The following is a 25891-nucleotide window of genomic DNA, read 5'->3' on the forward strand; positions in this document are numbered from 1 at the left end:
ATAATTACTCCTTATCCGCAAGAGCAAACATTATCTCTCCCTCGGCAACTACACGTCCATCCACTGTAGCGGTTGCTTTCCCTTTACCGATCATGCCCTTCAAACGAATGATCTCGACTTCCAGCCGCAGCGTATCACCCGGTACCACTTGCCCGCGGAAACGGAAACCGTCAATGCCCGCCAAAAAGCCCAGCTTTCCCCGGTTGCTCTCTACATTAAGAATCGCGACAGCACCGACCTGCGCCAAAGCTTCCACAATAAGGACTCCCGGCATAACAGCATATTCAGGGAAATGGCCGACAAAAAAAGGCTCATTGATCGTCACGTTCTTGATGCCGACCGCTCGTTTGCCGTCCTCAATCTCCACAATTTTATCGACCAGCAAAAACGGGGGGCGATGGGGAATAATTTCTTGAATCTGTTTGATGTTCAACATAGTATTAAAATCCTCCTTATGTACGTACCCGCCAAGCATAGCGTTTGAAAAGGGTTGTTCGTTCCATTTGCTGCCGCTGTGCCGCTTTCTCAAGCTGCGGGAGGTATTATTACGGCTGTATCATGCTTTCTCTTGAGGTTTTCTTAACGAATTTCAGATCATGTGCATAAAAAGAAGGATCTGCGGAAAAAATGATGGATATCCTTCACCGCTGCAGAAGTGAAGGTTTTAGATAAGGGGCTTTCTCCCATCGGACACTTGTGTACGAGGAGAGGGCCCTTTTACAAGTTTTTTGGGGTCCCCGCAAAGTATTTGGAATAAGCATCGCAGCATAGGCTCCACTTTGTGGGGTTATTTTATATACATCCGTCCATTGTCATGAAATGACAAAGTTAATACGCAAGTCCCATCCCATTATACCGTTTAACCCCAAAAAAAGAAAACTCCCTTAAAGGGAGTTTGGCATCTTATCTCAAGACATTGTGTTCACCTTGACCTCTCGTCACGGTGCAAAAATCAAATCAAAAACATGCTTCCATGTGCCCCATTCAAACACTTCACCGAGCTCCTGATCGCCGAGAACAACATATCCGAAGACCATGCCTCCGAATAATGCCAATACGAGCAATACAGGAATCATGATACGGACAGCGATTTTCCATCCGGATGTCTTGGATCGTTTTTTGGCGTTTGATTCACTCATGATGCCCACCTACCCTCGCATTGTGTTGGCAAGGTTCATCATGGTATCGCTTGAACTAAGCGCACGTGCCGTCAGCTGGTAGGCCCGCTGAACTTCCATCATTTTAGTCATTTCATCGGTCAAATTGACATTCGATTGTTCAATAAATCCGGAAAGCACCTTCGATTTCGGAGGCTCGCCCGGAGCCGACGGTGTTAAATCGAACACATCGCCTTCCGTCAATCCGCTTCCTACGACGAACAAGTTATCGCCAACAGCGACCAAGCCCTCCGGACGCTCAAGCTCAACCAGCTTCAAGGTTGCATAAGGAGCCGTTCGACCCGTTGGGGTCTCCACGATAATCTGCCCTTTCTGGTTAATGGCAACTTTCCCCTTGGCCGGAAGCGAGATTGGATTATTGTTCACGTCAAGTACAGGATAGCCTTGTGAATTGACCAGCAGCAGGTTGTTTGGGTTCCGGGCATCCGGAGATACATGAAATCCGCCTTCGCGGGTATATCCAATCGCGCCATCTCCCTGAACGGCAAACATAGCTTGTCCATCAATCATCAGATCGAGCGGATTACCGGTTTCCTTCATGGCCCCCTGCTCCATGTTCTGCACGACGGAAGATAGTCTCATGCCATACCCGAGTGTATAGCCAAGCGGTGTCGCGCGGCCCGTCCGGTCGAAATCCTTGTGATGCCGCTGAACCTGCGTCAGCACATCTTCAAAGGATCCCTCCTTTTTCTTATAACCAGCCGTATTGACGTTTGCTATATTGTCCGCAATGACATCCAATCGCTGCTGGAGGGCATTCATCGACACCATGGCGCTAATCATCGAGTTGTTCATCACTTACCTCCCGTGGGCTCACATTTTCATACAGCAGTTGTGCTGCCTGCCTACTTACAAACACAGCTTAGACTCGGCCGATCTCATTGACCGCCTTCTCCAGCGTTCTGTCGTAATACTGAACGATTTTTTGGTTTGTTTCATACGCGCGCAGCGCAGCTGTCAATTCAACCATCGATTGCGTCGGATCCACGTTGGACCCCTCGATGAATCCCTGGCGGATGACTCCGTTATCACCGGGTGCCATAAAACGCACTTCCCCGTCCGGATCGGCCATACGGAACACGCCATGACCTTCACGAATCAGTCCATGAGGCTCGCTCACGATGCTGACTCCGAGAATGATGCCTGTCCCATTGCCTTCTGCGTCCATGATTTCTCCTTGCTCATTCACTGTAAAGTTACTCGCCGAGCCTGTCAATACAATCGGTCTGTTATTGTTATCCAGTACCTGATAGCCGCTCTCGCTCAAGAGGCTGCCATTCGGGCTAACCCGGAAGCTGCCGTTACGGGTATAACGGGTATCCCCATTCTCATTCTGAACCGTAAAAAATCCTTCCGGCCGGTAGATCACCTCGCCGTTCTCATCCACGTATCTGCCGGAAGCATCAAATGGATAAGGTTGGCCCGTTGCCGGATTCTGTACTGTAAATGAGGATACCAACGCAAAGTCTGTTGACTTGCCCGTTTCACGGAGCGCGCCTTCCGTATAAAGCGATATGCTCTCCTCAGCGTAAACACCCGTGTTGAACTTACCCAGCTTCCGCCCCGCATTCGTCGAATCATTGCCGCCGATCATGGAGACAAGAACTTCAGGGAACGAACGCTGTACGCTGTTGGTTGCCTTGTAGCCTGTCGTGTTGACGTTAGCGATGTTCTGCGTCACCGTATTATGTCGCTGCTCCTGAGTCATCATCCCTGAAGCGGCTGTATATAGACCTCTTAACAATGAAGGCACTTCCCTTCCAAAATAGATGCGTGAATGGCCGCTGCGCTGACCGATTGTATCTCCAATCGCTGCTGTTCAGCATGACCATTGTATAAATTGCAGACCTATGTAGCTGCATCGTATGGATACAGATTGATAATCAATATCACGTTTCTATTATCTATATCGGAAGGTTAGAACTTTTTCTTTACGACCTTGTCCAAATTATCCAGCATAATTCCCGTTCCCTTAACCACACAATGCATCGGATCCTCCGCAACAAGCACCGGCACCCGCAGCTCGTCCGTTAACAGCTCGTCCAAACCATGAAGCAATGCGCCACCGCCGGTCAATATGACGCCGCGATCGATAATGTCCGCTGACAGCTCCGGCGGGGTCCGCTCCAAAACGGATTTGGCTGCGAGTACGATCGATGACACCGGATCCCACAGAGCTTCCTGCACCTCTGCCGAAGACACCGTTACGGTAAACGGCAGTCCCGATACCATATCGCGTCCGCGAATATCCATCTCAGCTTGTCTACCGCCTGGACGAACCGTTCCGATCGCTACCTTCAAATCTTCTGCCGTCCGTTCCCCGATCAGCAATTTATATTTATGCTTCACATACTTCGTGATCGCCTCGTCGAACTTGTCCCCCGCCATTTTAATCGAAGAAGCGGTGACCACATCGCCCATGGACAGGACGGCCACATCCGTGGTGCCGCCCCCGATGTCCACAACCATGTTACCGCTCGGCTGGAAAATATCCATCCCTGCGCCAATTGCCGCTGCCTTCGGTTCTTCTTCAAGGAACACATCCCTTGCGCCGCTGCGCTCAGCCGCTTCCCGGATCGCCTTCTGCTCTACCGAAGTAATGTTGGTCGGTGCACAGATGAGGATTCGGGGCCGGCTGTGCCAACTGCGCGCGCCCACGCGATCAATAAAGTACTTCAGCATCGCTTCCGTAATTTCGAAGTCGGCGATGACCCCGTCCCTCAGCGGGCGGATCGCCGTAATGTTGCCGGGAGTGCGCCCGACCATGCGCCGTGCTTCCTCACCGACGGCAAGGACTCGTTTGGTGTCGGTCTCAATAGTGACAACGGAAGGTTCGTCTAACACTACCCCCTTCCCCTTTACGTGAATGAGCACGTTCGCCGTTCCGAGATCGATTCCAATATCCTTGCTCAACATCATGAAAAGCCCCCAAAGTGTTATTTTATGGTAAAAGAGTCTGTTCGCTGTACCGAACCATCCTTCGACATAATCTAGCAATCGATGATGATCTTCGGCAAAACAGGTCCCATATTTCGATCCTATACCAGCTTTTAACATATCATACTTTAGGGGAGGGATTCAACGTCAATCTAGTGACCTAAGCCCTAAAAATCAGGATTTCGCCGTGGCCACCGGTTCGCGGTTACTGCCGGTTTTTTTGTACTTGATCTTGGTAGCTTCTCCGCCTCTCAGATGGCGGATGGATTTGTGGTATTCGAGAATGTGCTTCACCTGATCCGCCAGGTCCGGGTTGATCTCCGGCAGACGTTCGGTTAAGTCCTTATGCACCGTGCTCTTCGACACGCCAAATTCTTTGGCTATAGTTCGAACCGTATGCCTCGTTTCCACGATACAGCGTCCGATCTTAATGGTCCGCTCTTTGATGTAATCGTGCACGCTCCCGCCTCCCTACTGTGTGGATAGTTTGGTACATTATATGAGGGGCATGACGGGATATTCTCGGTTTCAAGGGGTGACAAGCTTACTTGGACCCATTTATTTTCTGGACATGCCCGTGACGGACAAGTCTAAAATGTCCAAAAAACAAGGCCCGGCAAGGGTTGGACTTGCCGTCCAAAACCGCAACAAAAAAAAGACAGGATCACAAGATCCTGCCCTCTTCAAGTGCGCGGTGGGCGCATGGCTACAAAGAAATGAAATTATTTTTGCGGAAGCACGCTTACAGGGTTGACCAGTTTCCCGCCCTCGTACACTTCGAAGTGCACATGGTTGCCGAGATCCTTCTCAAGCTCACTGCGCCCGGCAGTCGCGATGGAATCGCCCTGCTTCACTTCAGCGCCTTCCTTCACTTTCACTTCGTTCAAGCTTTGGTACACGGTTTTCGTGTCACCGGACGTAATTTCCACAACGTTGCCGTTAACCGGATGATTCTCGACCCGGGTCACTTTACCTGTCAGTGCGGCACGAACTTCAAACATCGTGTCATCCGCAGCAGCCAAGTCGATTCCCATATTCGGCGTAAAGGTGTCATTATACTGCACCATCGCCTCTTGATGCGAATCCGGGTTCGTCTCGTCAAAGTAAGGCTTGACGATACTTACCGCCACGTCGTCGGCTACAGGCCAGATCATCGATTGCGCGTTGGCCGTCACTTCTACAGCTTCTCCGTCATTGCCTTCGGTTGCAGCAGGCTTCTCCGAGCCTTGAACTGAATCCGATACGGTTGTTGCTTCCTCTTGTGGGTTCAGCATCTTTTGGCTGGCGTCCTGGTAGACCCACACGAGGGTTAGTATAATTGCCGCTGCTGCTAAGTATGCTGCCGGGAACACCCACCGTTTGGATAATGCTTTCTTCCACGAAGATGACGGTACCGCCGAATCTCCTTGCACAGTTTTAGGAGTTTCTTCGTGGGGTTTACTATTTTTGTTCTGTTCATTCATTTGCAATCACCTCAGTAACCATTGTTACCGGGGGCAACTCTTTTATACGTTATCTAACTATTATTTTTTTGAGAGGTTGTTCAAAAAGTCGTCTTTTGATCACGAAGTGAATCAAGAAGTAGTTCGGCATCGAATCTTGAATTCAGCCGGGCCTTCCAGTGCTCACGTACCCAAAACGTACGCTCCGCTCCTCAGGCCCTAGCTTCATTCACCCTTCTCGGTGCTGAAAATCCGACCTTTTGAATTTCCACTTAAAGAGAGAAGATTTGAAGTTTTGTCAAAAGAAATATTCGTATAGTAGTGCGCCAGAATCTCTTTCGCTTCATATCCTTCTCGGGCCATGCCCTCGGCCCCGTATTGGCTCATGCCCACGCCGTGACCGTTGCCGTAGGTCGTTATCTCAATCTCGCCGTCTTTCATATGAAGGGTGAATTGGCTCGAACGAAGCCCCAGCTTCTCTCTCACCTCGCGACCGGTGAACTTCTTGCCGCCGACCCGTACGCTCTCAATTCGATGACCTTGCGTATACGAGAGTACTTTCAAAAAAGAAGCTCCCCCATCCCCGCCTGCCGATACCGGTACGGCTCCATCCGCCAGACCAAGCTTTCCTATGAATTCCGAGCGGGGCATCGTGATCGTTGTCTTGTACTTCGGTGAAATCTGTTTATCCCATGGACTCTCCACACTGCGCAGGTAGGGAATCTCGTTCTTCCAATAATCCTCTGAATTTTCGGTATAACCGTTACTGGTGGAGAAAAAAGAAGCGGTAATCGGCTGACCCTCATACGTCATCACCACTCCTGCCGTTTCCTTTACCGCTCGCTGGAGCTTCGCCAGCTCGGCTTCCTTCCCGAGCCGCTGCCATTCCTTCGTCAGTTCGTCTTGGGCGATGTAAGCCTGGTGGCTGACCGTATCGGTCACCACGGCCTTGCCGTCCGGCACGCCGCTGCGGTCGCCGGAGGCCAGCCGCTGCACGATATAAGTCCGTGCCGCGATGGCCTGGGCCTTGAGTGCCTCCAGCTGGAACTCGGCCGGCATCTCGGCGGCCAGAACGCCGACGAGATATTGTTCCAGCGGCAGTTCCTCCACGGTATCCGTCTTGGTTACGTAGACGGATACCGTGGGCTCTTCCGCCGCCTGCGGCTCGGCGGAAGGCAGCGGGGCAGGCCCCGGCGGAAGCGGCTCTGGTGCGTTGTTGCCGGGGGCAACCACCAGCAGAGGCAGCGCCAGCGCCAAGGCCAGCAGCACCGCCACCGCCCAGACGGCAGGGTGCACCCGCACCCGCCGCCTTCCGGCGGCCGGGCGCCGCGAGGCAAAGCCGCGGCGCCCCCAGCGCGCAGGCCGCACACGGAACGTGCGGCCGCCGCGCGGCACGCGGCCCGCTGCCGCCGGCGCGAAGCGCTGCGGTTCGGCCGCGGAATGCGGGCCCTGCGGCATCGCCGCTGGCCCGCCGGGGGCTGGCGCGGCGCCGTGCGCAGGCGCGCCAGCGGGGCTTCCGGGCGGCGGCGTATGGGCCGCCCGCGTGCTGTGGCCGGACTGGCCGAAGGCGTCCGGCGCTCTCCCCGGGCCGCGGTGCCCGCGCGGCCCTTCCTGTATATCCTTTTTATCCGGATTGGAATCATGGCTATGTGCTTCAGTCGATCCGGCTTTCTTCTCAAGTTCTCCTGGAAAGTCCCACTTCAATACGGGAGCAGCCGATCCCTCGGATGGTACCCGGTATGATTGAGAATTTCCTTCCTTCAAATCGTCTCTTGAATCAATCGCTCTTTTTTTTCCTGCAGAATTCACATTCACCCGAACCTTTGAATCTTTCATTGCACTTCCCTCCTGTGCCTTTTCCCCTGGTATATACTCTTGTACATGTTCCTGCACGCTCTACTTATACTTATGAGACACGCGCATTTGATAGAACTATTCTAAGAGAAAGGACAAAGTCACATGGATGAAGAACCCAGTCACTGACTGCAAGCAAGCTGGCAAAGAGTCTCCCAGTCAACCGGAAACTCAACATAAGAGAATGAATGATAGCCTATGGTGATGCATTACAAAAAGAAGGAGCTTCGCCCTTATCGGCAAAGCTCCTTCTCCTATACTCTATTGTGGTCTATCCTGAGTCGCCAGATCCATCCTGTTGTTTACACCCAGGTAGGTTGAACTTTGAAAACTTTTGCGTCTTCTGTTTCGCCTGCCACTTTTTTCGAAACCTTCTCCGAGCTCTGGTCCTCCGTTGAAATACGCCAGATATCCGCGCCAAGTCCAGACAGCTTTTCCGCTAAATGAACATAACCGCGATCAATATGCTGTACGCCGCCAACTTCGGTAGTCCCTTCCGAGACGAGCCCGGCTAATATCAAGGCAGCCCCTGCACGCAGATCCGTTGCGGTTACTTTGGCTCCTTTAAGCTTAGCTCCGCCCGTAACGATCGCAGAACGTCCCTCAACCTTGATCTCCGCATTCATCAGCTGGAATTCATCCACATGCATAAAGCGGTTCTCAAATACCGTTTCCGTAACAACACTTGTACCCTCGGAAACCAGCAAAAGCGCCATCATCTGGGACTGCATATCCGTTGGGAAGCCAGGATAAGGCAAGGTTTTCACATCAACCGACTTTAATGGTTTGTCAGCGATAACACGAATTCCATTCTCGTCCGGTTCAATGGTAATCCCCATCTCTTCCATCTTGGAAATAACCGGTCCAAGGTGGTCCGCAATGGCTCCTTCCACATATACATCCCCGCCCGTGATCGCAGCTGCAGCCATGAAGGTGCCTGCTTCAATCCGGTCAGGAATCACGTTATGCTTGACGCCATGCATCTGCTCAACGCCCTCGATCCGAATCACACCCGTGCCCGCACCGCGAACTTTGGCACCCATCGCATTCAGGTAATTCGCTAAATCGACAATTTCCGGCTCTTTCGCCGCATTTTCGATTACCGTGATTCCTTCAGCCAATGTAGCAGCCATCATAATATTTTCAGTAGCACCTACGCTGGCAACGTCCAAATAGACCTTCGCCCCACGCAATCTGCCATTGCTTTTAGCTTCAATATATCCTTGTCCGAGGCTGATCTCTGCCCCGAGAGCTTCAAATCCCTTTAGGTGTTGGTCAATGGGTCTTGTGCCGATAGCACATCCCCCGGGAAGCGAAATCCGGGTTCGTCCACAACGTGCCAATAAAGGCCCCATGACCAGAAAAGACGCCCGCATCTTCCGCACCCATTCATAAGGCGCTTCACATGTCGTTATGTGCTCTGCATTCACACGTATCACTTCATCCTGATATGTAATGCCCGCACCAAGCGACTCCAATACTTTACTGATTGTAATTACATCGTCAAGAGGAGGCGCGTCAATAATAACACTTTCCCCAACTTCCCCTAGTAGAGAGGCAGCGATGATCGGAAGAACTGAATTTTTTGCTCCGCTGACTTTGACGCTTCCGGTCAGTCTTTTGCCACCGCGGACGATAAATTTGCTCATCATGGTTTCCCTCCGCGTCCATAATTTTCCTGATTGCGTGTGTTAGTGATTAGTTGTTGCTAATTCCCTAACTTTCATCTTAACATTAGAGATTTCCGCTAAACAAGCGATTTTCGAACTATTTATGACATCTGATTCGGTGTCCACATCAGGTTTCAGAAATCCATGATGCCACCTTATGAAGCATCTGTTATCCGCAGTATGGACCTACGAAAGGTACCATGACCGACCAGCACTTGTCAATGCATAACAATTACCGGGTGAACATCATAGTCCGGAAGTCATACCGTCCGCCCGATCAATTTCTTATTTTAAGTGTTAACATAATAAAATGCGTTTATTCGACATCTTCTCTCCAAGCAACCTAACAGAGATATAACCATTCATGCCGCAATTAAAACAGACGAGTAAAATATCGCCAAACACATAACCATCATGCAACAAATGTTTGATTACTAGCTGCAGCACCTCGTGTTATGTATGACGCTCATTCTCTGCGTTAAAACATATATCGGATCATTTGACTCCATGTAATATAGTCAATTAGGAATTCAGCCACGAATCGTCCAAGCACCACCGCCAGCAGCAAATGCAGCAGCTTTCCCTGCGGCCCTTTTGGATGACGGACAATCAAATCCAGCTTCAGTTGTTGTAATGCCCACCAAGCCAGTGCGATACAGATCAGCGAAATGACAATAGACAACAACCCGTTAACACCTACAGCACTGATTGAATTAGATAAATCCTGGTTCATACTCCCTCCTCCTTCATAAATTATCCTGCCCTTTCAGGACCGACTCTTCTATAATACTTGGCTGGAGGCTAAGAATCCAGCACTTTCTATACGACATTTCCTCGGAAATAATAAAGTTTATCGACAACTTCCCAAAACGATCATATATGCGCTATTAGATGAAGTCTAAATTTCCATTTATTACACTCGAAAAATACATCCAGTAGCCAGAATCATAGTATAGTTTTATATCTCGAACTTCTATTTATACCGATGATATAACAAAAAAATGCCCAGTCTTTGAAAATAATAATGTTCACAGACCAGGTATAGCTGAATAGGGGCACGAAAGATGAATATTTATGCATCAAATAAATCTATGCCTCTGGTCCTTTCTATGAGTAATCGATGCCTGTGGACCCAGTAATGCCACCAATCAAAGTTGTATATCATCAGCCCCATTGTCCCAATAGAATATCCACCCTATATGTGATTTAGGATGTGAGATAGACATATAAGATCCCCTCCTTCTCCTTTTAATGCCGGGTAATACACCTTAAATCGAGCACTTTCATAACAAATATGGGTTTTCAACTCCTAGAATAGAGCACAAAAAAAGACAGCTTGGCTGTATCATTACAGCAAGCTGTCTTCGTTCACCTTATTAGTTCCGCGTCACTTTAATCCGGTTCATCGCTCTTTGCAGAGCCATTTCGGCGCGACGATGGTCGACTTCATCTTGTCTTCCCTTCGCATTCAGGCGGGTCTCAGCCCTTTCCTTCGCGGCTTCCGCACGCTCCAAATCGATTTCTTCCGCTTTCTCTGCGCTTTCCGCCAGGATGACAATCTTATCTTTACGGACTTCGACGAAACCGCCTTGTACCGCAAACGGGGTTCTCTGGTTGCCAATCTTCACATAAACTGGCGCTATCTGAAGCGGCGTAACGAAGGAAATATGACCTGGCAAAATACCCAGCTCTCCCTCGACCCCACGCACCGTAACACTGTTCACCTGCTCAGAGTAGACCAGGCGGTCCGGCGTTACGATTTCCAACAAAATGGTGCTCACTTCCATCCCTCCTCACCGTTTTCCGCAGAAAACTCGCGCAGCAGACCTCACAGTCTCACTAGAAGCACTGTTCCGGTCTGCCGATCACGGAGCGTCAGCTTACAATGTTTTTGCTTTTTCAACTGCCTCTTCAATCGTACCTACGAACAGGAAAGCCGCTTCCGGAAGGTGGTCATGCTTGCCTTCCAAGATCTCTTTAAAGCTGCGTACAGTTTCTTTAACCGGTACATATTTACCCGGGATGCCGTTAAACTGCTCGGCAACGTGGAAAGCTTGGGAAAGGAAACGTTGAACACGACGAGCACGTCCAACAATCGCTTTATCTTCCTCGCTCAGCTCATCCATACCGAGAATCGCGATGATATCTTGAAGCTCGTTATAGCGAGCCAAAATTTTCTTAACGCCTTGAGCAACATTATAGTGCTCTTCGCCCACGATTTCCGGAGCCAAGATACGGGAACTGGATGCAAGCGGATCTACCGCAGGATAGATACCCATCTCGGAAATTTTACGCTCCAGATTTGTCGTTGCGTCCAAGTGAGCAAACGTTGTAGCCGGAGCCGGATCCGTATAGTCATCCGCCGGTACATAGATAGCCTGGATGGATGTAACGGAACCTTTTTTGGTAGAGGTAATCCGCTCCTGCAAGCGTCCCATTTCGGATGCCAGCGTTGGTTGGTAACCTACCGCGGAAGGCATACGACCCAGAAGGGCGGATACTTCGGAACCCGCTTGAGTAAAGCGGAAGATGTTATCGATAAAGAGAAGTACGTCTTTACCTTCTTGATCACGGAAATATTCCGCCATCGTCAAACCAGTCAATGCTACGCGAAGACGGGCACCCGGAGGCTCGTTCATTTGACCGAATACCATCGCGGTTTTGTTGATAACACCGGAATCACTCATCTCGTGGTAAAGGTCATTACCTTCACGAGTACGCTCACCTACGCCGGCAAATACGGAAATACCGCCGTGTTCTTGGGCGATGTTGTTGATCAATTCCTGGATCGCAACGGTTTTACCTACGCCGGCACCACCAAAGAGACCGATCTTACCGCCTTTTTGGTATGGAGCAAGCAAGTCGATGACTTTAATACCCGTTTCAAGCATTTCTGCTTGCGTAGAAAGCTCATCATAAGCAGGAGCTTCACGGTGGATCGGGTTATTAATTTCGGATACTACGGCACCTGCATTATCGATCGGCTCACCCAATACGTTAAATACACGGCCAAGTGTAGCGGAACCTACAGGGACCGTAATCGGTCTGCCCAAATCCACGGCTTCGATACCGCGAACGAGACCATCCGTGGATGACATCGCGATACAACGAACCAGATTATCACCCAAATGATTGGATACTTCCAAAGTCAAATCAACCGAGCGGCCGCCTTCCAGCGTAGCTTCAATCTTGACAGCATTAAAAATCTCGGGAAGATGACCGCGCTCAAATTCAATGTCAACTACAGCACCTGTAATGCTGACAACGCGTCCTTTTTTCATTGATTCGTTTTCCCTCCTACCCGCTCACCTCTAGCGGTGAACGATGATCGTAAAAGCGGCTTATTCATGACATGGCCGCATATCCGTTAAATACTAAGTTAAGAATTCGGACCGTGCATTATTGCTGAGCGTTTGCTCCGCCCACAATCTCGGAAATTTCCTGAGTAATGGCAGCCTGACGAGCACGGTTGTAAGTAAGGTTCAACTCGTTGATCATCTTGCTTGCATTCTTCGTTGCGGCTCCCATAGCAGTCATCTTCGCACCCAGCTCACTTGCCTTCGCATTCAGCATCGCACTGAAAATCAATGTTTCCGCATATTTCGGAAGCAGTACCTCAAGCACGCCTTCAGGGGACGGTTCATACTCATAACCCGTCAGGTTCTCAGCGCTGCCGATGTTCTCCATGGGCAGAAGCTTGGAGATCTCCTGGAGCTGAGTCAAAGCATTCACGAATTGGTTGTAACACACGTATAACTCATCAATCTGACCCAGCTCGTATTGATGAACCGCCGCGTTAGCGATGGTCTTAATGTCTGCATAGGTCGGACTATCGGATAAATCGGTGAGTTCCTCCACAACCGGAAGTTCACGACGGCGGAAGTAATCCCGTCCTTTACGTCCGATTACAAACAGGCAATACTCATCCTTGGACTGATGGCGTTCTGCGATGAAGTTCGATACTTTTCGCAAAATGTTGGAGTTTGATGCACCAGCAAGACCGCGGTCGGAAGTGATCACCAGATAACCGGTTTTTTTCACTTCACGCTTTTCCAGCATCGGATGGCTGATTCCCTTGGTTCCAGCAGCAATGCTACCAACCACTTCTTTCAGCTTCTCGGAGTATGGAAGTGCGGAGGTTGCCTTCTCCTGAGCTCTTCTCAGCTTGGCGGCAGCAACCATTTCCATCGCCTTGGTGATCTGCCTTGTGTTCTGAACACTCTTGATCTGCCGCTTAATATCACGTAATCCTCTTGCCATGTTTTCACCACCTTAAAGCTTTGGCGAAGCCAAAGCTAACTTCGTACGCGTAGACTAAGCTTTGGCTAGGACCAAAGCCGTACCTTTTGTAAAAAATCACTTTGGTCACAGCCAAAGCTACATTCCATATGATGAAAGAGGATGCCGGGCTTACCCCGGCTCCCCTCCTATTACTTACCTGAGGAGCTTAAACCGAAGCGGCAAAGCCCTTCTTAAATTGATCGATTGCCGCTTTCAATGCGTTTTCGTTATCGGACGTCAGATCCTTCGTATCCGTAATGGATTGAAGAATTTCCGGTTTATTGCTTCCAATAAACGCAAGGAATTCGCTCTCGAAACGACGAACATCAGCAACCTCGATATCATCGATATATCCTTTAACGGCTGCGTACAAGCTAACCACCTGTTGTTCAACGGACAACGGCTGGTTTACACCCTGTTTCAGGATTTCCATCAATCTTGCACCACGGTTCAAACGAGCCAAGGTTGATTTATCCAGATCGGATCCGAACTGGGAGAACGCCTGGAGCTCACGATATTGCGCAAGATCCAGCTTCATGCCGCCTGCAACCTTTTTCATCGCTTTGATCTGCGCGGAACCACCGACACGGGATACCGAAATACCTACGTTAATCGCTGGACGCTGACCGGAGTAGAACAACTCAGACTCCAGGAAGATCTGTCCATCCGTAATCGAAATTACGTTGGTTGGAATGTATGCAGATACGTCAGAAGCCTGTGTTTCAATAAATGGCAGCGCGGTTAATGAACCACCACCAAGCTCATCGTTGAGCTTCGCTGCACGTTCCAGCAAACGGGAGTGCAGGTAGAAAACGTCACCCGGATAAGCTTCCCGACCCGGAGGACGACGGAGGAGCAAGGACAACTCACGGTATGCTGCTGCTTGTTTCGACAAGTCATCATAGATGATAAGTGCATGCTCGCCCTTGTACATGAAGTACTCACCCATTGCGCAGCCTGCGTATGGAGCGATGTACTGCAGTGGAGCCGGCTCAGAAGCCGAAGCCGTAACAACAATCGTGTACTCCAGTGCGCCATGACGGCGAAGCGTTTCAACAACCTGTGCTACAGTGGATTGTTTTTGCCCAATGGCTACATAGATACATTTAACGCCGCTACCTTTTTGGTTCAGGATCGTATCGATCGCAACGGTGGTTTTACCCGTTTGGCGGTCACCGATGATCAGCTCGCGCTGTCCGCGGCCGATAGGTACCATCGCGTCGATCGCTTTAATACCTGTCTGCATAGGCTCATGTACGGATTTACGGTCGATAACGCCTGGTGCGCTGCTCTCAACTGGACGGTAGGCAGCCGCTTCGATCGGGCCTTTGCCGTCAAGCGGTTGACCCAGCGGATTGACAACGCGTCCTAGCAGAGCTTCACCTACAGGAACCTCCATAATACGTCCTGTGCGCTTAACCTGATCGCCTTCCTTGATTTCAGAGTAAGGTCCCAGGATAACGACACCGACATTGCTCTCTTCAAGGTTCAGCGCCAGACCGAACACGCCGTTCTGGAACTCCAAAAGTTCCCCGGACATCGCGTTCTCCAGGCCGTACACGCGAGCAATACCGTCACTTACTTGAATTACCGTACCTACTTCAGAGACAGTGATATCGGATTTATATTCTTCAATTTGACTTTTGATTAAAGTACTGATTTCTTCAGGTCTGATACTCAACGTTTTCACCCCTATCTACTATGCTCGTCTATTAAAAGACTTTTCAAGACGTTCCAGCTTCCCGGCAAGGCTTCCGTCATAAAGCTTATCACCAATGACAACTTTCAGGCCGCCGAGCAAACTCTCGTCCACAACATTGGTCACCCGGATATTCTGATGTGCTAACTGCCCGAATTCCGAAGCTACCTGTTCTTTTTCCTGATCGCTAAGCGGGTAGGTGGAGTACACAGTGGCGTCCGCCAATCCTAAGCTCGCACCTTGTATCTTCACATAACTGTTCAGCAGTTCAGCGAACATTTCTGTACGCCCTCTGTCGAGAAGCAATTCGATCGTGTTCAATACAGGCTGCGATACCTTCCCTGCCAACGCCTGGCTGATTACGTTCATCTTCACGGACTGGGGAATATTCGGCGTGGAGATGAATTTCTGAATGTCGGCATCGCCTTCAATGGCATGCACAACAGCGCGCAATTCCTCTTCCACTTCCAGACCCTTCTGCTGCTGAGCCGCCACTTCGAACAGCGCCCGCGCATACCGCTTGGCTGCTACTGTATTTTGGCTCATGGTCTGCCTCCTACCTCTTTAAGGTATTGATCCACCAGTTCTTCTTGAGCTTTGTCATTCTTCACTTCCCGTTCAATCAGCTTGGTAGCGATTTTCACGGAAACACTGCCGATTTCACTGCGAAGCTCGTCGACGGCTTTCGTCTTCTCACTCTCGATTTCACGTATGGCATCCACTTTGATGCGATCCGCTTCCTCTTTTGCCAGTTCCAAAATCTGTTCAGCCTGCTTGCTGCTCGTTTGCTTGGAACGTTCGATGATCTCGTGAGCTTCTTGACGCGCTTGGTTCAGTGCTTGCTTTTGCTCTTCAACATAGACATGTGCCTGCTCGCGAGTCTTGGAAGCTTCGTCGATCTGGCTCACGACCAATTCCCGACGCTGCTCCATGATTGCAAACAATTTACCGAAAGCATATTTATGAAGCAGAACATACAGAATAGCAAATGCAAGAATTGAGATTACAATATTCTCCCAAAGTACTTCCATGGATGAAGTCACTCCTTTCCGTTAATGCGAATTGCAGTTCTTAACAAAACGAAGGCGCGGATGGCATCGGCCCTCCCCGCCAAACCGTTGTATTCTTATTAAGAAAACATGATCAAGAAAGCAATAACGGTAGCTGCGAGTGGAACTACCTCGACGATACCAACACCGATAAACATTGTCGTTTGCAACGGACCACGAGCTTCCGGTTGACGAGCGATAGATTCTACTGTTCTACTTACGATCATACCGTTACCCAGACCTGCGCCCAATGCGCCCAAACCTACTGCAATAGCTGCTGCTAAAAATTCCATTGATAAATATCCTCCTTAAATTTGGTTCAAATTTAGTTAATATAATATATCTCTTTCGAAAATTGCCGATATGCCGGCATGTTTCGGCCGAGCTTATTAATGCGCTTCTTCTTCGTGAACCGTGGTTTGTGCAATATAAACCATGGTCAAGATTGTAAAGATGAAAGCCTGCAACGCCCCGATAAATATACTGAACCCTTGCCATACAGCCAGGAACGGTATTCCGAGGAATCCCATCTTCAGGATTACCGTGATGAGCACCTCACCCGCGAAGATATTGGCAAACAAACGGATCGCCAGTGCGACCGGCTTGGCCAAGTTCTCAATGATATTCAGCGGTAAAAACACCGGGAATGGTTCAATATAGTGCTTCAGATAATGTTTGCGGTTCAGCTTCAGACCCAGATAGTTCATCAGGAAGAATACAACGATTGCCAAACCTGCTGTAATGGATATGTCTGCTGTCGGTGATTTCCACCAGAGAACGTGAGCCATATGGCCATCATGCAAGCCTCTTGTAGCTTCAATCGTGTGTCCGAACACCTCAAAGTCAGCAGGCAAGTCTGTGATAACGGCAAACGGCAATCCGAGCAAGTTCGCTACGAAGATGAATATAATCAAGGTTAACCCTAGAGAAATATAGGGTTTGCCCTTTTTTAAATCCATAGCGCTGGCTACGATGCCTTGCACAAATTCTACGACCCACTCCATGAAGTTTTGCATTTTGGAAGGGTTTTCGACAGACAGATTACGAACGGCCAGCCGTGCCATTACAAAGACTATAATACAAGTTACTAGCAACATAATGACGGCTGATAAATCAAGTCGAAATCCACCTAAATCAATAATCGGTGAATCATGCATAAGATTGTTTTCACCCCTTTCCAATTAGCGCTGATCAATTCTTCATTCTCAAACTAACAATAATGCTGACAGGAATCATCAACAGTTGGGGAATAAACAGGCCAATGATCGTCGCGCCGAGCGATACTTGTTCGAGCTTGGCTGCCATCATCACGATTAAAAACGCGATGCAAAGTCTTGTAACAAATCCAAAGCTGAACCGTCTGCGCTCCTGGCTCACGGCCAAGTCCACAAGCTGCCTCACTTTAATGGAAAGAAAGCGAACGTTGAACAAACCGCCAACGATTCCCAATACCAAGCCTGATATATCAGGTCGATATTCCGGATACATTGCCCATCCCAAAAACAAAGCAGATAATAAGAGTACTGTTACTCTAGTTACACCGTTCACAATGGATGTTGTCAAATCATTCACTTTGCGCCCCCAAATACTTCTTAATGAGAAGAGCGATATTCAAAATCCCTGTAAAGAGCCCTAAAACTGTTCCAATCGCCAACCAGTATCTGGGCCCGTCCAGCCATTCAGCCAGCCATCTCCCAGCAAAAAAACCAGTTACGATATATACAGCTAGCAAACCACCGCCCCCGCTAATATACAGCGCTATCAGCCAAGGGTTATCTTGACTTTTCGGATTTTTCATATAAACCTCTAATCCCAACTCATTTTACTGAATATAACAAGAGTTTGTCAATGAATCGATTTGATGGATTTACCGTGTAAAATCGGCGTTTTGAGCAGTCTAAATAACGCAAAACGCCGCGGTAACCGTACAGTTCAACTGTATGCTGTCCCCTTGCCCATCAGAATACGGTAAACTATACCTTTGTGAACATTCTGTGAAATTCTTCTGGACGCTCTTTTCGGATGCCAAAATGGTGCAAAATCGCATTGACAATTCGCTGTGAAGCTTGTCCATCGCCATACGGATTAGCAGCCTTGCTCATCTTTTCGTAGAGCTCCTGATCGGTCAGAAGAACCTTAATGCGTTCATACACATTTTCCTCCTGGGTGCCTACCAGCTCCAGGGTACCGGCCTCAATGCCCTCCGGACGTTCGGTCGTATCCCGAAGCACCAGCGTCGGCACGCCGAATGACGGAGCTTCCTCCTGCATGCCGCCGGAATCCGTAATGATGAAATGCGTATGGGTGTAAATATTGTTCATATCCACGACATCCAGCGGATCAATTAGCTTGATGCGCGGGTGATCTCCCAGAATGCGATGAGCCGGCTCTTTAACAGCTGGGCTTGGATGTACAGGATATACGATGGCAATATCCTCAAATTCATCGGCAATGCGCTTTACGGCTTCAAATATTTGACGATGCGGCTCCCCTTGGGATTCGCGGCGGTGTGCCGTCATCAGGATCAAGCGTTTGCCCTTCGCCCAGTCCAGAACCGGATGGGTATAACCTTCGCGCACCGTGTACTGGAATACATCCGTAGCCGTGTTACCCGTTACATAAATGCGGGAATCCGGCTTGTTCTCCTTGCGGAGATTCTCGGCGGACCAGTCCGTCGGCGCAAAGTGAAGATCAGCAAGCACGCCGGTCAGCTGACGGTTCATCTCTTCCGGATAAGGATTCAGCTTGTTCCATGTGCGCAGACCCGCTTCCACATGGCCGACTTGAATCTGCTGCAGAAAGGCTGCATAGCTGGCCAGGAACGTTGTCAGCGTATCGCCGTGCACCAATACAATATCGGGCTTGGCTTCACGCAGAACAGGTTCAAGACCCTCCAGGACGCGCACGGTGATCTCGTTGAGCGTCTGACGGTCCTTCATGACATCCAAATCATAATCCGGAACAATCTTGAACACATCCAGCACCTGATCCAGCATTTGCCGATGCTGCGCAGTAACACAAACGACCGATTCGATATGCTCAGGGTGACGTTGAAGCTCTAGAATTAGCGGCGCCATCTTGATGGCTTCGGGGCGGACCCCAAATATCGTCATCACTTTCACTTTTGACATGTTTGAAAATACCCCTCTTTGCTTGTTTTCAAATATTCAAGACGTACGAGTGACTGGCTTGGCTCTTATTTCGTGCCGTACAGCCGATCCCCTGCATCACCAAGGCCCGGTACGATGTAACCATGGTCGTTAAGACCCTCATCGAGAGCAGCAACATAAATGTCCACGTCCGGGTGGGCATCATGGACAGCCTTCACACCTTCCGGTGCAGCCACGAGGTTCATCATCTTGATCTGGGTACAGCCGCGTTTCTTCAGCACGTCGATCGCAGCGATAGCGGATCCGCCCGTCGCGAGCATCGGATCAATGACGATCAATTCCCGTTCCGTCACATCGGTTGGAAGCTTCGTATAATATTCTACAGGCTGAAGCGTTTCGGGGTCACGGAACAATCCGACATGCCCTACCTTTGCCGCTGGAAGCAGCTTCACAACGCCGTCCAGCATGCCCAGACCGGCGCGCAGGATCGGAACCAAGCCGAGCATGCGGCCGGAAATGACTTTCCCTTGGGTTTCAGCTACCGGCGTCTGCACGGATATCGATTCAAGAGGAACCTCCCGCGTAATTTCATAAGCCATCAAAGTCGCGACTTCGTCTACCAATTCGCGAAAGTCTTTTGTGTTAGTCCGCATATCGCGGATAAATGTAAGTTTGTGTTGAATCAACGGGTGATCACAAATCACCAATTTTCCCATGTCTGGTCCCTCCGGTTTGAGTACAAATGTTATTTCAATATGGGCGTAAATATTTGTGAGCTCCATAAATCCTGTCTATTATATCATTCCCTCTAGTCAATTGACACCTGCACGAGTCATGTTTTATTCCATGAGTTTTTGACCTTATAACGGAATCGGATCTTCTTCTGCCCTGAACCTAGGTTTTCCATTCTCGCCTATATTGATGCTAACCGCGAAAGGACCTGACTGGGAAAATGAGAGCATAGCAATCTGGCCAGAATGTTCATAGCTCCTAAAAGGACCCCACCTGCATCAGGCGGGGTCCTTTTATCATAGGCTTCTTACGCGAAGGAAACTGTGATTAATATTTCATTTCAGCATAGAGAGGATATTGATCGGTAAGCTCAGCCACCAAACGGCCTGCTTTTTCGAGCGTTGCCTCGTCTTTCGGCTGCTTCAATGTCATGGCGATAATTTTCGCGATGTTCACCATCGCTTGCTCATCCATACCGCGGGAAGTAACCGCAGGGGTACCAATACGGATACCGCTCGTTACGAACGGGCTGGTCGGATCAAACGGGATGGCATTCTTGTTCACGGTAATCCCGATCGAGTCCAGAACCTTCTCCGCGTCTTTGCCGGTGATGTCCAGATTACGAGTATCCACTAGCATCAGGTGGTTATCGGTTCCGCCGGAAACGATGTTCAGGCCTTCCTCGATCAGGGTATCGGCCAGCACTTTCGCGTTCTTCACGACATTCTCTGCATACGTCTTGAAAGACGGATCCAAGGCTTCGCCAAGCGCAACGGCTTTGGAAGCAATCACATGCATGAGCGGGCCGCCTTGGGAGCCGGGGAATACCGCTTTATCGATCGCTTGCGCCCAAGCCTTTTTGCACAGAATCATACCGCCGCGAGGTCCGCGAAGCGTCTTATGCGTCGTGGTCGTTACAAAATGGGCATGCGGAACCGGATTCGGATGAAGACCTGCCGCAACGAGTCCTGCAATATGAGCCATGTCGACCATGAACAACGCGCCTACGTCATTGGCGATGGCAGCCAGCTTTTCAAAATCAATAATGCGAGGATAGGCACTTGCACCCGCCACGATCAGACGAGGGCGATGCTTGAATGCCGCTTTGCGGACTTCGTCGTAATCGATAAGGAACGTGTCTTCTTGCACGCCGTAGGCAACGAAATTGTACAGAAGGCCGGAAGCGTTAACCGGGCTTCCGTGAGTCAAATGGCCGCCATGGGCCAGGTTCATGCCGAGCACGGTATCTCCAGGCTTCAAAGCCGCCAAATATACCGCCATGTTCGCTTGGGCACCGGAGTGCGGCTGAACGTTGGCATGCTCGGCTCCGAACAATTCTTTGGCGCGGTCACGGGCGATATCTTCCACGATATCCACACGCTCACAGCCACCGTAATAGCGTTTGCCAGGGTAGCCTTCCGCATATTTATTCGTCAGCACCGTCCCCATTGCTTCCATAACCGCTTCGCTGACAATATTCTCAGAAGCAATCAACTCAATGTTGCTGCGTTGACGCTTCAGCTCCAAATCCATCGCTTCCAATACAGCCGGGTCACTCTTCCGCAAATGTTCCATCATGTTCATATCCTCCCATAATCCATCGTTATTTTTTCTTGCAAACTTAAAACTACAAGTTGTCATCATTAAAAAAGCGAGTTCTCATTCGAATCAATCGCACAGCGTGGAATCATCCCTCTGCTCGAGTCGGTACACCGCACGTTCTCCGCCGATCAGCTTGGGGCGGGTATAAGCCGCAGTTACGCGCGCCTCCCCGATATAACGCTCGGTCGGCCGGAATGGAACCGCCACTCTCCGCAAATGCATGCCGATCAGCGTCTCGCCGATATCGACACCCGCATGGGCTTCAATCGATTCCGCAAGGCAGGGCTCCTTCATGCTGCGGTAAGCTGCAGAAGCCATCGACCCGCCCGCACCCGGAATGGGAACTGCCGCCACTTCCGTCAAGCCCAGCCGCTCGAGCAGCTCGCGTTCCATGACAAGCGCACGGTTCAGATGCTCACAGCATTGATAGGCCACCGCGAAACCGAATTCCGCTTGAACCGCGGCAATGCCCTGGAGAAGCTGCTGCGCCGTTTCAAGAGCGCCGCCCGTACCGATTCGGCGTCCAACCACTTCACTGGTGCTGGCTCCGATGACCAGCACTTTACCCGGGCCTAAATCGGCCGCTTCGGCCAGTTCGCGGACAATACGCGCTGTCTGTTCGTTCAAGGAAACCTTGGAGATATCCGTCATGTCACAGTCCTCCCGATGATTTTTTCACAGAAGATGCTTCAATCCCATATCACGATAGCCGCAGCTGTATTACGCGTTCACTTATCGCGATTCATTCTTCAGGTAACGCTCCTCGATGGCCTTGATCTTGTTCACGCGGCCGACATGGCGCTCGCCATGACTGAAATCCGTCGTCAGCCATGCGCTGACGATTTCGGCAGCAAGTCCGGGACCGACGACACGCTCACCCAGCGCAATCACGTTGCTGTCGTTATGCTCGCGCGTCGCTTTAGCTGAGAACACATCATGTGTCAGCGCGCAGCGAATGCCCGGCACCTTGTTGGCCGCAATGCTCATGCCGATCCCCGTACCGCAGATCAGAATGCCGCGGTCCGCTTCACCCGAGACGACCTTCTCGCACACCGGAAGGGCATAATCGGGATAATCCACGGAGTCGGAACAGCCGCAGCCCAGATCCTCCACCTCGTGTCCAAGACCCCGAATGACTCCCACGATTTCCTCTTTCAGACGAATGCCGGCATGATCCGTACCCAATGCAATTTTCATCTATGAAAAACCCCCTCGTATGTTCGCTTTTGCGTTTTAGCTTGTTTCATTATAACCCAAATCGGGCGCAAAAGACGAAAAAAGAGCAGTCGGCGCACGTATAGTGCTCCAAATGCTCTTTGCCCAGGCGACCGGCCGTATATTCCGATGCTCCATCGTGGTTTCATCCACTTCGTCGCCAGTTACACCGGATCATTTGTTTTTCACCTTCATCTTAAAGCAATACCATGCGAAAGGCAAGTGGCTTTTTAGCCCAATGGCAGGCTTTATATCTCTAAAAGCTAGACTTAGTTATGCCGATCCGCTTCCAGCTTGTCCAAAAGACGGAACAACGCCGTCCGTATCTCTGCGGCCGTCGCTTCATATTCCTCCCGCGAGCCTCCAAAAGGGTCGGAGATATCGAAGCTCGGGATGCGCTGACGCAGCTCGATCAGACGCTCCCGGTCACGGTCGCTGACATCGTGGCCCAGAGATCTGGCCAGCTCAAGCGCTGCATACAGACTATCCTGCTCCCGCAGATCGTCCAGCACCCGGCGGTCATCCTCAACAAACTCTTTCAGCGTGTGCATCTTGTCAGCGGCGTGCGGGAACTGCCTTATAGCATACTGCTTATGCGACTGGGTCAGCGTCAGAATCAGATCCGCCCATTCCACCAGGTTCGCGGTCAACGGCTTGGACACCAAGCGTTCCTGGATATCCTGGTCTCGCAGGATGGATTCCGCATGATGGGACACCGGCATTCCGTCCACGGCCGAGACGCCGGCGGACTTCGTTTCCAGCGGAATGCCCCGTTGTTTGGCAAGCTTTCTCAGCATGCCTTCCGCCATTGGACTGCGGCAGGTATTTCCCGTGCAGACAAACAGTATATTTTTCACGGTCCGTTCCTCCCGTTCGTAGGTTCTTTGGGGCTATTGTAACAAATATTGCGTCAAAAAATAAACATGGTGCCAAAGATAACCAAAATCAGTCCGCCCAGCATTTCACCGTACTCCCCCAGCTTATTGCTTACCTGACGGCCAAGCAGCAAACCGAGAATGGACAGCAAACCGCCCACGACCCCGAAGGAAATTACGATTAACAGCACATCATCCACAAACATTCCGAGCGAAACGCCTACCGAGAAGGAGTCGATGCTGACGCTAAGCGAAAACAGCAGCATGCCTAAAAATGCGGTAGGATGTATTCGCTGCCCTTCTCCGCCCCGCAGGGCGTTATACATCATATGCCCGCCCAATAAAAGCAGCAGCCCGCCGGCAGCAAGCCCTGTGACGTGGCCCAGTAACATGCCAACGTAGCGGCCGGCAAATAAGCCCAGCAGCGGCATCAGCATGTGAAACAACGCGATCATGAAGCTGATGCCCAGCATATGGCCTAAGCGCATACCGCCTCTCATTCCAACTCCGATTCCAAGCGAAAATGCGTCTAGCCCGAGTGCAATTGCCATCAGCAGAATCGCCGCAAGCTGTCCCGATTGGACAGACGCCTCCAGCATGCCCATTCCCCCAAGTCCCATGGTCTTGTACACCATATGCGGACAAGGGGTAAATGATGCCAACAGCGTTCATGCGGCTGCTTTAATTCACGTCGATGATGTGGTGTCCCGCGGCCTTCAGCAGCCGGTTCATGACGGCTGCTCCGAGGCCCTGCTCCGGGCACGCTTCGGCCAGGATGAAGGTTGCGCCTTCGTCATCGAACCGGCGCAGGCCGGCGTACAGCCGGCGGGCCGCTTCCTCCGGCGCGGCCAGGCTGCCGAGCGAGACGGCAATGTCTGCGCGGTAGTGACCGATGTGCTCGTCGAACGACAGCACGCCGGTCACCTCCCCGCGCCGGGCAGCCGCCTCAAGCTCGGCCGCGATGCGTGCCGAAACGGCGTCGGCACGCGGGCCCTGCACCACGCACATCGCACCCTTCGGTGCGTAGTGCGTGTACTTCATGCCCGGCGAGCGCGGCGCCGGGCTCTCCGCCTCCCCGGCGGCGCGATGCAGCGCCGGGTCCATGCGCACGCTTGCCGCAACGGCGGCAAGCTGCTCGGCCGTGACGCCGCCCGGGCGGAGCACCGTGACGGCGCCGTCTTCGCCGACTTGCACCACCGTCGACTCGACGCCCACCCCGGCAGGGCCGCCGTCGAGGACGCCGTCGATCGCCCCGGCCAAATCCTCCAGGACATGGCTGGCCAGCGTCGGGCTTGGCCGACCGGAACGGTTCGCGCTCGGCGCAGCCAGCGGACGCCCGGCCGCGCTGATCAAGGCTAGCGCCACGTTGTGATCCGGCATCCGCACGGCAACGGTATCGAGCCCCGCCGTCACACGAGGGGATACGGCACCCGGTTTTACGGGCAGCACCAGCGATAGCGGCCCAGGCCAGAACCTTGCCATCAACGCCCTTTCTGTCTCATTCACACGACGGACCAAACCGTCAAGCTGAGTAAGCTCCGAAATATGCACGATCAATGGATTGTCAGACGGCCGGCCCTTCGCGGCAAAAACACGCTCGACTGCTTCCGTATTACCGGCGTCTGCACCAAGCCCGTAGACTGTTTCCGTCGGAAAGGCCACCGTTCCGCCCCGCTCGAGCACCTGCCCCGCTTCCTCCAGCGCCTGCTTCGCCTCCTTCTCCAAACTCAAGCTCTCCCTGGAAAGTGAGCTCGATACATGCCACACCTGGGTTGAATTTGCAGCAGCCTGGCGGAAGCCGTTATCCCGCTGCTGGCTAGGTTCCATGCCATTCCCGTTCTGTTCCATTCCTATCCCAAACTTTCTGTATATGAAATATATAAACTCCAACGCGTGTGTTGCCTACGCCCCAAAATAAAAAGCGCTTTTCGTTCTTCAGTCCCGTGCCGGTTCCCATTCAAACCAGTCGCGCCAAAGAGAAAGCACTCTTCTAGAGGTTGTTCAAAAAATCCGCTTTTGATAAGAAAACCAATCGAGGTCAATTCAGAGCTGAGCGACCGCGATTCGGAAGTAGGTTTTCTTGCGATATAGAATTCCATCAACTCCGTTGATAACTTATAAATCCTATATCTAACACGAAGCGAATCAGGAAGCAGCTCGGCATCGAATCTTGAATTCATCCGGGCCTAAGCAGATGCTTTCGATGGCGTTTGCTGAAAATCCGACTTTTTGAACTCGCACTTCTAC

Annotated in this window: 28 protein-coding genes and 1 riboswitch; all 28 genes read right to left on the reverse strand. The window is 51.1% G+C overall.

The window, feature by feature from the left end:
• Window positions 1-4: 4 nt before the first annotated feature.
• Window positions 5-436, reverse strand: a complete 432-nt coding sequence (gene fabZ / locus MKX98_RS31635) for a 3-hydroxyacyl-ACP dehydratase FabZ (protein WP_007133270.1) — start codon at window positions 434-436, stop codon at window positions 5-7.
• Between the two features lie 502 nt (window positions 437-938).
• Entirely contained in the window at window positions 939-1139 is a 201-nt protein-coding gene (locus MKX98_RS31640; RefSeq protein ID WP_119846156.1) for a DNA-directed RNA polymerase subunit beta, read from the reverse strand.
• Between the two features lie 9 nt (window positions 1140-1148).
• Window positions 1149-1973 carry a flagellar hook-basal body protein gene (locus MKX98_RS31645; RefSeq protein ID WP_194539934.1) on the reverse strand — a complete coding sequence of 275 codons (825 nt, stop codon included), beginning with the start codon at window positions 1971-1973 and terminating at the stop codon, window positions 1149-1151.
• 67 nt (window positions 1974-2040) lie between these two features.
• Window positions 2041-2922, reverse strand: coding sequence for a flagellar hook-basal body protein (locus MKX98_RS31650; RefSeq protein ID WP_194539935.1), 882 nt, complete (start codon window positions 2920-2922; stop codon window positions 2041-2043).
• 173 nt (window positions 2923-3095) lie between these two features.
• Window positions 3096-4094 carry a rod shape-determining protein gene (locus MKX98_RS31655; RefSeq protein ID WP_063479709.1) on the reverse strand — a complete coding sequence of 333 codons (999 nt, stop codon included), beginning with the start codon at window positions 4092-4094 and terminating at the stop codon, window positions 3096-3098.
• A gap of 195 nt (window positions 4095-4289) precedes the next feature.
• Window positions 4290-4574 carry a sporulation transcriptional regulator SpoIIID gene (spoIIID, locus tag MKX98_RS31660; protein WP_009594246.1) on the reverse strand — a complete coding sequence of 95 codons (285 nt, stop codon included), beginning with the start codon at window positions 4572-4574 and terminating at the stop codon, window positions 4290-4292.
• A gap of 263 nt (window positions 4575-4837) precedes the next feature.
• On the reverse strand, window positions 4838-5578 hold the full coding sequence (locus MKX98_RS31665) for a M23 family metallopeptidase (RefSeq protein ID WP_339220337.1): 741 nt from the start codon (window positions 5576-5578) through the stop codon (window positions 4838-4840).
• A gap of 204 nt (window positions 5579-5782) precedes the next feature.
• Window positions 5783-7393, reverse strand: a complete 1611-nt coding sequence (spoIID, locus tag MKX98_RS31670; protein ID WP_339220338.1) for a stage II sporulation protein D — start codon at window positions 7391-7393, stop codon at window positions 5783-5785.
• 320 nt (window positions 7394-7713) lie between these two features.
• Window positions 7714-9060 (reverse strand): UDP-N-acetylglucosamine 1-carboxyvinyltransferase, encoded by a 1347-nt coding sequence (gene murA / locus MKX98_RS31675; protein ID WP_181469847.1) that lies wholly within the window; start codon window positions 9058-9060, stop codon window positions 7714-7716.
• Window positions 9061-9559: 499 nt separating this feature from the next.
• Entirely contained in the window at window positions 9560-9814 is a 255-nt protein-coding gene (locus MKX98_RS31680) for a DUF1146 family protein (protein ID WP_194539936.1), read from the reverse strand.
• 643 nt (window positions 9815-10457) lie between these two features.
• Window positions 10458-10862, reverse strand: coding sequence for a F0F1 ATP synthase subunit epsilon (locus MKX98_RS31685; protein WP_100540954.1), 405 nt, complete (start codon window positions 10860-10862; stop codon window positions 10458-10460).
• Window positions 10863-10961: 99 nt separating this feature from the next.
• Window positions 10962-12362 carry a F0F1 ATP synthase subunit beta gene (gene atpD / locus MKX98_RS31690; protein WP_076323983.1) on the reverse strand — a complete coding sequence of 467 codons (1401 nt, stop codon included), beginning with the start codon at window positions 12360-12362 and terminating at the stop codon, window positions 10962-10964.
• Between the two features lie 118 nt (window positions 12363-12480).
• Complete coding sequence (gene atpG / locus MKX98_RS31695; protein ID WP_194539938.1) at window positions 12481-13341, reverse strand: ATP synthase F1 subunit gamma; 861 nt, start codon at window positions 13339-13341, stop codon at window positions 12481-12483.
• Window positions 13342-13528: 187 nt separating this feature from the next.
• The gene (atpA, locus tag MKX98_RS31700) at window positions 13529-15043 is read right to left on the reverse strand and encodes a F0F1 ATP synthase subunit alpha (RefSeq protein ID WP_071218871.1); all 1515 of its coding nucleotides are present in this window, start codon (window positions 15041-15043) and stop codon (window positions 13529-13531) included.
• An 18-nt stretch (window positions 15044-15061) separates the two neighbouring features.
• On the reverse strand, window positions 15062-15607 hold the full coding sequence (locus MKX98_RS31705) for a F0F1 ATP synthase subunit delta (RefSeq protein WP_071218870.1): 546 nt from the start codon (window positions 15605-15607) through the stop codon (window positions 15062-15064).
• On the reverse strand, window positions 15604-16092 hold the full coding sequence (atpF, locus tag MKX98_RS31710; protein ID WP_071218869.1) for a F0F1 ATP synthase subunit B: 489 nt from the start codon (window positions 16090-16092) through the stop codon (window positions 15604-15606). The genes MKX98_RS31705 and atpF overlap by 4 nt, the downstream gene beginning before the upstream one ends.
• A 98-nt stretch (window positions 16093-16190) precedes the next feature.
• Window positions 16191-16403: a F0F1 ATP synthase subunit C gene (atpE, locus tag MKX98_RS31715; RefSeq protein ID WP_006213098.1), complete on the reverse strand. Its 213-nt coding sequence runs from the start codon at window positions 16401-16403 to the stop codon at window positions 16191-16193.
• A 96-nt stretch (window positions 16404-16499) separates the two neighbouring features.
• On the reverse strand, window positions 16500-17267 hold the full coding sequence (gene atpB, locus MKX98_RS31720; protein WP_339220343.1) for a F0F1 ATP synthase subunit A: 768 nt from the start codon (window positions 17265-17267) through the stop codon (window positions 16500-16502).
• Window positions 17268-17301: 34 nt separating this feature from the next.
• Window positions 17302-17682, reverse strand: coding sequence for an ATP synthase subunit I (locus MKX98_RS31725; protein ID WP_339220344.1), 381 nt, complete (start codon window positions 17680-17682; stop codon window positions 17302-17304).
• Window positions 17675-17908, reverse strand: a complete 234-nt coding sequence (locus tag MKX98_RS31730; protein WP_339220345.1) for an AtpZ/AtpI family protein — start codon at window positions 17906-17908, stop codon at window positions 17675-17677. The genes MKX98_RS31725 and MKX98_RS31730 overlap by 8 nt, the downstream gene beginning before the upstream one ends.
• A gap of 175 nt (window positions 17909-18083) precedes the next feature.
• Window positions 18084-19241 carry a UDP-N-acetylglucosamine 2-epimerase (non-hydrolyzing) gene (gene wecB, locus MKX98_RS31735; RefSeq protein WP_113059552.1) on the reverse strand — a complete coding sequence of 386 codons (1158 nt, stop codon included), beginning with the start codon at window positions 19239-19241 and terminating at the stop codon, window positions 18084-18086.
• A gap of 65 nt (window positions 19242-19306) precedes the next feature.
• On the reverse strand, window positions 19307-19936 hold the full coding sequence (gene upp, locus MKX98_RS31740) for a uracil phosphoribosyltransferase (RefSeq protein ID WP_006213103.1): 630 nt from the start codon (window positions 19934-19936) through the stop codon (window positions 19307-19309).
• Window positions 19937-20279: 343 nt separating this feature from the next.
• Window positions 20280-21530, reverse strand: a complete 1251-nt coding sequence (gene glyA / locus MKX98_RS31745; RefSeq protein ID WP_269468903.1) for a serine hydroxymethyltransferase — start codon at window positions 21528-21530, stop codon at window positions 20280-20282.
• 90 nt (window positions 21531-21620) lie between these two features.
• Window positions 21621-22205, reverse strand: a complete 585-nt coding sequence (locus tag MKX98_RS31750) for a TIGR01440 family protein (protein WP_339220347.1) — start codon at window positions 22203-22205, stop codon at window positions 21621-21623.
• A gap of 81 nt (window positions 22206-22286) precedes the next feature.
• A complete protein-coding gene (rpiB, locus tag MKX98_RS31755; protein WP_194539941.1) occupies window positions 22287-22751 on the reverse strand; it encodes a ribose 5-phosphate isomerase B in 465 nt (154 codons plus the stop codon).
• 114 nt (window positions 22752-22865) lie between these two features.
• Window positions 22866-22947: riboswitch (ZMP/ZTP riboswitch) on the reverse strand.
• Window positions 22948-23038: 91 nt separating this feature from the next.
• The gene (locus tag MKX98_RS31760; protein WP_071218861.1) at window positions 23039-23626 is read right to left on the reverse strand and encodes a low molecular weight protein arginine phosphatase; all 588 of its coding nucleotides are present in this window, start codon (window positions 23624-23626) and stop codon (window positions 23039-23041) included.
• A 53-nt stretch (window positions 23627-23679) separates the two neighbouring features.
• A complete protein-coding gene (locus MKX98_RS31765; RefSeq protein WP_339224632.1) occupies window positions 23680-24243 on the reverse strand; it encodes a manganese efflux pump in 564 nt (187 codons plus the stop codon).
• Window positions 24244-24325: 82 nt separating this feature from the next.
• Complete coding sequence (locus MKX98_RS31770; protein ID WP_339220350.1) at window positions 24326-25492, reverse strand: L-threonylcarbamoyladenylate synthase; 1167 nt, start codon at window positions 25490-25492, stop codon at window positions 24326-24328.
• Window positions 25493-25891 lie beyond the last annotated feature (399 nt).

This window comes from Paenibacillus sp. FSL W7-1332 (assembly GCF_037969785.1).
Classification (GTDB): domain Bacteria; phylum Bacillota; class Bacilli; order Paenibacillales; family Paenibacillaceae; genus Paenibacillus_AQ.

Excerpts from the sequence above, each read along its gene's own strand:
- MKX98_RS31645 (WP_194539934.1), bottom strand. The coding sequence starts at position 1,973 with ATGAACAACTCGATGATTAGCGCCATGGTGTCGATGAATGCCCTCCAG.
- MKX98_RS31655 (WP_063479709.1), bottom strand. The coding sequence starts at position 4,094 with ATGTTGAGCAAGGATATTGGAATCGATCTCGGAACGGCGAACGTGCTC.
- glyA (WP_269468903.1), bottom strand. The coding sequence starts at position 21,530 with ATGATGGAACATTTGCGGAAGAGTGACCCGGCTGTATTGGAAGCGATG.
- MKX98_RS31765 (WP_339224632.1), bottom strand. The coding sequence starts at position 24,243 with ATGCTGGAGGCGTCTGTCCAATCGGGACAGCTTGCGGCGATTCTGCTG.
- MKX98_RS31640 (WP_119846156.1), bottom strand. The coding sequence starts at position 1,139 with ATGAGTGAATCAAACGCCAAAAAACGATCCAAGACATCCGGATGGAAA.
- wecB (WP_113059552.1), bottom strand. The coding sequence starts at position 19,241 with ATGTCAAAAGTGAAAGTGATGACGATATTTGGGGTCCGCCCCGAAGCC.
- MKX98_RS31680 (WP_194539936.1), bottom strand. The coding sequence starts at position 9,814 with ATGAACCAGGATTTATCTAATTCAATCAGTGCTGTAGGTGTTAACGGG.
- MKX98_RS31770 (WP_339220350.1), bottom strand. The coding sequence starts at position 25,492 with ATGGAACAGAACGGGAATGGCATGGAACCTAGCCAGCAGCGGGATAAC.
- MKX98_RS31665 (WP_339220337.1), bottom strand. The coding sequence starts at position 5,578 with ATGAATGAACAGAACAAAAATAGTAAACCCCACGAAGAAACTCCTAAA.
- upp (WP_006213103.1), bottom strand. The coding sequence starts at position 19,936 with ATGGGAAAATTGGTGATTTGTGATCACCCGTTGATTCAACACAAACTT.
- MKX98_RS31705 (WP_071218870.1), bottom strand. The coding sequence starts at position 15,607 with ATGAGCCAAAATACAGTAGCAGCCAAGCGGTATGCGCGGGCGCTGTTC.
- atpB (WP_339220343.1), bottom strand. The coding sequence starts at position 17,267 with ATGCATGATTCACCGATTATTGATTTAGGTGGATTTCGACTTGATTTA.
- fabZ (WP_007133270.1), bottom strand. The coding sequence starts at position 436 with ATGTTGAACATCAAACAGATTCAAGAAATTATTCCCCATCGCCCCCCG.
- spoIID (WP_339220338.1), bottom strand. The coding sequence starts at position 7,393 with ATGAAAGATTCAAAGGTTCGGGTGAATGTGAATTCTGCAGGAAAAAAA.
- atpD (WP_076323983.1), bottom strand. The coding sequence starts at position 12,362 with ATGAAAAAAGGACGCGTTGTCAGCATTACAGGTGCTGTAGTTGACATT.
- MKX98_RS31730 (WP_339220345.1), bottom strand. The coding sequence starts at position 17,908 with ATGAAAAATCCGAAAAGTCAAGATAACCCTTGGCTGATAGCGCTGTAT.
- atpF (WP_071218869.1), bottom strand. The coding sequence starts at position 16,092 with ATGGAAGTACTTTGGGAGAATATTGTAATCTCAATTCTTGCATTTGCT.
- murA (WP_181469847.1), bottom strand. The coding sequence starts at position 9,060 with ATGAGCAAATTTATCGTCCGCGGTGGCAAAAGACTGACCGGAAGCGTC.
- MKX98_RS31750 (WP_339220347.1), bottom strand. The coding sequence starts at position 22,205 with ATGACGGATATCTCCAAGGTTTCCTTGAACGAACAGACAGCGCGTATT.
- atpG (WP_194539938.1), bottom strand. The coding sequence starts at position 13,341 with ATGGCAAGAGGATTACGTGATATTAAGCGGCAGATCAAGAGTGTTCAG.
- atpE (WP_006213098.1), bottom strand. The coding sequence starts at position 16,403 with ATGGAATTTTTAGCAGCAGCTATTGCAGTAGGTTTGGGCGCATTGGGC.
- rpiB (WP_194539941.1), bottom strand. The coding sequence starts at position 22,751 with ATGAAAATTGCATTGGGTACGGATCATGCCGGCATTCGTCTGAAAGAG.